This is a genomic window from Paenibacillus sp. 01T422, from assembly GCF_056398785.1.
This window is the reverse complement of the sequence record NZ_JBFTQB010000510.1, coordinates 1-5,261: the sequence shown is the minus strand read 5'-3', so window position 1 is coordinate 5,261 and position 5,261 is coordinate 1. Positions and strand designations below refer to the sequence as shown.

Below are 5,261 nucleotides of genomic sequence, written 5' to 3'. Positions count from 1 at the left end.
ACATGGATGATCTTGATTTCAATGACATCCAGTACTATGTGAAACCGTCTGAGAAACAAGGTAAAACATGGGAAGAAGTTCCTACAGAAATTAAAGAAACTTTCGATAAGCTAGGTATTCCGGAAGCAGAGCAGAAGTTCCTTGCTGGTGTATCCGCGCAATACGAATCCGAAGTTGTATATCACAGCATGCAAAAAGAACTCGAAGATCAAGGCGTTATCTTCACAGATACGGATTCAGCTCTTCGTGAACACCCGGAACTATTCAGAAAATACTTCGGTACTATCATCCCGCCAAGCGACAACAAATTCGCTGCTCTAAACAGTGCGGTATGGTCCGGTGGTTCCTTTATCTACGTACCAAAAGGCGTTAAATGTGAAGTGCCATTACAGGCTTACTTCCGCATTAACTCCGAGAACATGGGCCAATTCGAGCGTACATTGATCATTACGGATGAGGAAAGCTTTGTGCACTACGTAGAGGGCTGTACAGCTCCTATCTACAGCACAAACTCCCTGCACAGTGCGGTTGTTGAGATCGTATGTCTCAAAAACTCCCGTGCTCGTTATACAACGATCCAAAACTGGGCACCAAACATCTACAACCTCGTTACAAAACGTGCAGTTGCAGAAATCAACAATCGTGTCCAAATCGATCTCCAAACATGGCGGTAAAGTAACCTACCGCGGTCTGGCTTCCTTCGGACGCAACTCCCAAGGTTCCAAAGCAAATATCAAATGTGATACGTTGATTCTGGATAACGAGTCAACATCCGATACAATTCCTTACAATGAAATCATGAACGATAACATTACGCTTGAGCATGAAGCTACGGTATCCAAGGTATCTGAGGATCAATTGTTCTACCTCATGAGCCGTGGTTTGACGGAAGCGGAAGCAACGCAAATGATCGTTATGGGCTTCATTGAGCCATTCACCAAAGAACTTCCAATGGAATATGCCGTAGAAATGAACCGTCTCATCAAGTTCGAGATGGAAGGCTCTATCGGTTAAGATGTCACTAAGCGTACTCGAATTAATCGGGTACGCTTTTTTTTGTAATCAAAGATTCTTCCAAGATGCTCCATACAATTCTAGACTTGATTAACGTATATTTATTTCTCACAATTCTCACCCTATAGAGGATCATAATGTGTCCCTAAAGGAGAGAAGTGAAGGTATGTGGAAAAGGCTGAAACTTGCAGCAATCGGGAGTATGGTTGTCGTTATAGTGACAACAACGGCTTGTGGGAAGGATAATGCGGCCCCAAATAACTCAGCACCAACGCCGAATGGAGTGACACAATCAAGTACAGGCACAGCAATGCCGCACAGCTTGTCGCAAGCAGGTAACGGGATAACGAAGTTAGGTAATGACGATGCAGTTTTACCCATTAAAGTGATCAACAATGTCAAATATGTAGCGGCTAGTGAACTCATTCAAACCTTGAAGTTTCAGTCCGAGTGGGATGCAGGTGCTCAGAAATTGCTAATTGGCGATAACGATGCGAACTTCGAAATATCGGCAAATTCCAAAAAAGCGATGAAGGATGGATATGAGATTCATGTAGGTGAACCTTTCGTCAAAGAAGGCGATGCCATCTACTTGCCGGTCTCAGCTGTTGCGGATTTATTTCAAGACGAGATGTCGTATGAGGTCAGAGGCAATCAATTGAACATCCATCCATCGCCTGTTGCTCCTCTTGAGAATGTAAATGCTCCTGACCCTAGCGGGGATTCTCCTGAGCTTTCATTTGCAGACGATCCGAATGATCCTTTCAAAGGCAAAACAACGGATAGAGCGAACCCAGCCTCCTCAGGGATACACGTCCAAGACGAACTACAGGCATGGGCATCTGTGGGGGAGAAAGCCATTCCCGTTTTGAAAAACATCAATATTAATGCCTTGATTGACAAAGGTGAGCAGTATAAAGGGGTTAAATATAAATTTGGTACAGGTCCCTATCCGCAAACCGGAAAGTTCGACTGTTCAACTTTTACTCAATACGTATATGGCAAATATAGTGTTAAACTTCCGAGATTGGCACGCGAACAAGCAACGATGGGAAGTTTGGTTAGCCGCAAGTCTTTGCGGAAAGGCGATTTGATGTTTTTCTATGTCCCAGGTCGCTTCAAGTCAAATAAAACGGTCGGGCATGTGGGCATCTATATTGGCAATATGCAAATGTTGCATGCCTCCCCAGAGCCGAAGAATGGCGTACAGATCAGTGAGATCGATAAAGCGTACTGGAAAAAGACATTCCTTCGTGCGAAACGTATTGTAAGTTAAACCGTTCAAGTCTATCCTTAGGGGTAGGCTTTTATTATTTTATGCCAATATGAAACAAAAGGTCGGCTCGTGCGTTTTATCTAGTATGAAGTCATCGATGAAGGAGGAAGAAACCGAATGACAATTACACTTTTTGAAAAATTGGCCGATGGACAGCTTGTGAAAATCAGTGAACGTCCGTGGGATGAGAAGCTGATGCAAGCTCTAGATGCAGCAAATTACGTGCTCATTGGCGGCAAGGAATACGAAATGATTGAGGGACGATTGAATTTGGATCTCGATGTGTTTGAACTTTTATTGGTTGCAGTTGGTTCAGAAGGAGGAGGGAACAAGCAGTGAAAAGACCGCTCAAGGTATTTTCAGCATCTATAAGTCTGGTACTAGTCGGACAGCTGCTGCTGTTACCAGCCTATGCCGCGGAGACGCCGGCACCGAACACAGCCTCATCCAAGCTGGTTGAATGGTCGACCGATGAGGTGAAAGCTTATTTCGATCCAGCTGTTGACTGGAATTTACCTGTTCCTCCGGCAGCTGGCGCAATATCTCCTTCGCCTTCTCCAACACCGATTGCTGGAAGCGGTACGACGGGTGGTGGCACAGCGCCTATAATCGTCAATAACTATGGTGGAGGCAGCGGGTTTGGATGGGATGATCTGCTCCTATATCATCTTATTTTCAATAGCCCAAGTCCTTATTCCTCAAGCAACTGGGGGAGCAGTCATCGTTCTTCTTATTATCGTTCTAATACACCATATGTTACAAAAACATACCAACCTAGCTCTTTCTCCAATCGTTCAACGACCAAAACACCAACGACGTCAAGCGGAACCGGAACATTTACCACCAATAAGTCATCCTCATCTAATACGAAGTCGGGGACTGCGGGTACTACAGGAAGCACAGGGAGCTCAGGAAATACAGGAAATACAGGAAACACAGGAAACACAGGAAACACAGGAAGCTCAGGAAGTAAGGGGAATACAGGGTCCGTTAGCAGCTCGGGCACGACCAGTGGCACAACTTCGAGTTCGAAATCAACATCGACATCATCTGGCAGCATAGGCGGTAAATCGAGCGGTTTCAGCTCCTCTTCCAGCTCAGGAGGTTAACACGGTGGTATTCGAAGTCATGGGCACGCCAGCTCCAGATAGAGAGAATAAAGTTCAACAGCTATATGAGCTTGGATTCACATGGGCTAATCTGGAAGATGAAGCCTACTGGATTGACCAAATTGTCCTTATGGAACAATCAACCTATAACGAGCTAATTCTCGCGGCAAGTACATTGTGGCGCGTATTTGATAAAGCTGTTCGCTATGTGAAAGGGAACAGGGCGTTATACCAGCAGCTGTCTATTCCCGAAGTACTCTGGGATGGACTTGACCGATTGGAACTGAATGACATAGGGGTCATAAGCCGCTATGCAAGATTTGATTTTACCGTGGATGAGCAGGGCAGAATCAAGCTTTTAGAGCTAAATGCAGACACTCCCACAGGTTACGTGGAAGCCGCGATTGCGACACCCTGGTTATGTGAACAAAAAGGTTATGCCTCTCCGAACACGGAGATGAAGAACCTAATCCGCGCTGCATGGGACATTGAGGCGCCGGACTTCGCAGCCTGCATTGCCTATGGTCAGCACGCGGAAGATACAGGGACAATTGATGCGCTCGTTGCTCATAGCGGAAGAAACATGACATGTGTGGATTGTCTGGATTTGTGGATTGATGAAGGAGTAGTCAAAGTTGGGGAGCAGCAAATCATTTCCAGCATGTTCGCGCTATATCCAAAGGAATGGATGGGTGTTGATGATGGAGGAGAGGCGCTCTCTTATGCGATTGAAGAACAATTCATCCAATTGTTTAATCCTTTGCATGCGGTAATCTTGCAATCTAAAGGCCTGCAAGCCATTGTTTGGGGGCTTCACACGGAGAACGCAGCCTTGTTCACAGCGAATGAGCATAAGGCTATAGCTGCTTATATGCTGCCTACCTTTTTTTCTCCAGAGTTGTCAGGGGATTATGTGTCCAAATCAATGTTTGGAAGAGAAGGAGGCTCGGTTGAGCTTTATGGCGCTACGGGGGAGCTAGAGGTCAAAGACGAAGTTGGCTTTGATACAAGTGTTTTTTTTGAACGCGTCTATCAGCAAAGAGCTGATTTGCCCGAATTAGCTTTTGCACATGGAAATAGGCATTTATTAACGGGGCTGTTTGTATTGAACGGAACGCCTTGTGGACTCTTAGGTCGAGCAGGCGGGAAAATCACAGGAAATGCAAGTCAATTTGTACCGATTGGAGTGAAAGCACCTTGAAACAAAGACGATTCTGGCTTATGGCGGCAGTCGCCTTGGTCGTCATTCTGATGATCTGGGGCATTAGCAGCCTGTTCAATAAGAAGCCTTCTGTCTTAAGCAAACCGGCTGCAGGAAGTTCGGCATCGACACCCGTGAGCAGCATGAATGGCGATGTGCCTTGGGATTACCAGGTGCAGCAAGCAAAAGTCGGCGATTTGATCGAGGGAGATATGGTTTTGCTGCCGAATAATGAGCGCATATCCAATGACCAGAACTTTGCAACGGGCGATCAAATTTTTGTGCTTAGCTACATGCAGGCAACGATGTCAACAGACAGTAATGGGAAGAACGACGTGACACTTTCGCAATGGAAACCAATTAAGACGTTCAAAACAAAGGAAGAAGCCGACAAAGATTTGGCAGAATTAAAGGTTGAAATTAAGACGGATGTGAAGTTGGTAGGCGTCTATAAAACGGAGCTGGACGGCAAATTCCGCTATTTCGCAGTTGCTGATCTGCCAACAGGGCAAAAGGTGAAGCAACCAATTCCTGAAGATCGCTATACAAGCTTTAAGAACAAGAAAGAAGTTCAGGTTATTTTAGAGGAAGTACACGATTACAGCAATTATGATCAATCAATGGCGAAGTTCCGGGGGTGGGCAGAATGATAGTATTGAAT

General features: G+C 45.5%; 5 protein-coding genes and 1 pseudogene. All 6 read left to right on the top strand.

Going from position 1 to position 5,261, the window contains the following annotated elements:
• A pseudogene (sufB, locus tag AC1DUA_RS24590) lies at positions 1–1,014 on the top strand (Fe-S cluster assembly protein SufB); the annotation flags it as partial.
• Positions 1,015–1,180: 166 nt separating this feature from the next.
• Entirely contained in the window at positions 1,181–2,290 is a 1,110-nt protein-coding gene (locus AC1DUA_RS24585; protein ID WP_477502262.1) for a C40 family peptidase, read from the top strand.
• A 117-nt stretch (positions 2,291–2,407) separates the two neighbouring features.
• On the top strand, positions 2,408–2,629 hold the full coding sequence (locus tag AC1DUA_RS24580) for a hypothetical protein (protein ID WP_477502261.1): 222 nt from the start codon (positions 2,408–2,410) through the stop codon (positions 2,627–2,629).
• Entirely contained in the window at positions 2,626–3,399 is a 774-nt protein-coding gene (locus AC1DUA_RS24575) for a hypothetical protein (protein ID WP_477502260.1), read from the top strand. Before AC1DUA_RS24580 ends, AC1DUA_RS24575 begins: the two co-directional genes overlap by 4 nt.
• A 19-nt stretch (positions 3,400–3,418) precedes the next feature.
• Positions 3,419–4,600, top strand: coding sequence for a glutathionylspermidine synthase family protein (locus AC1DUA_RS24570; protein WP_477502263.1), 1,182 nt, complete (start codon positions 3,419–3,421; stop codon positions 4,598–4,600).
• Entirely contained in the window at positions 4,597–5,250 is a 654-nt protein-coding gene (locus AC1DUA_RS24565; RefSeq protein ID WP_477502259.1) for a signal peptide protein, read from the top strand. The genes AC1DUA_RS24570 and AC1DUA_RS24565 overlap by 4 nt, the downstream gene beginning before the upstream one ends.
• Positions 5,251–5,261: the final 11 nt, after the last annotated feature.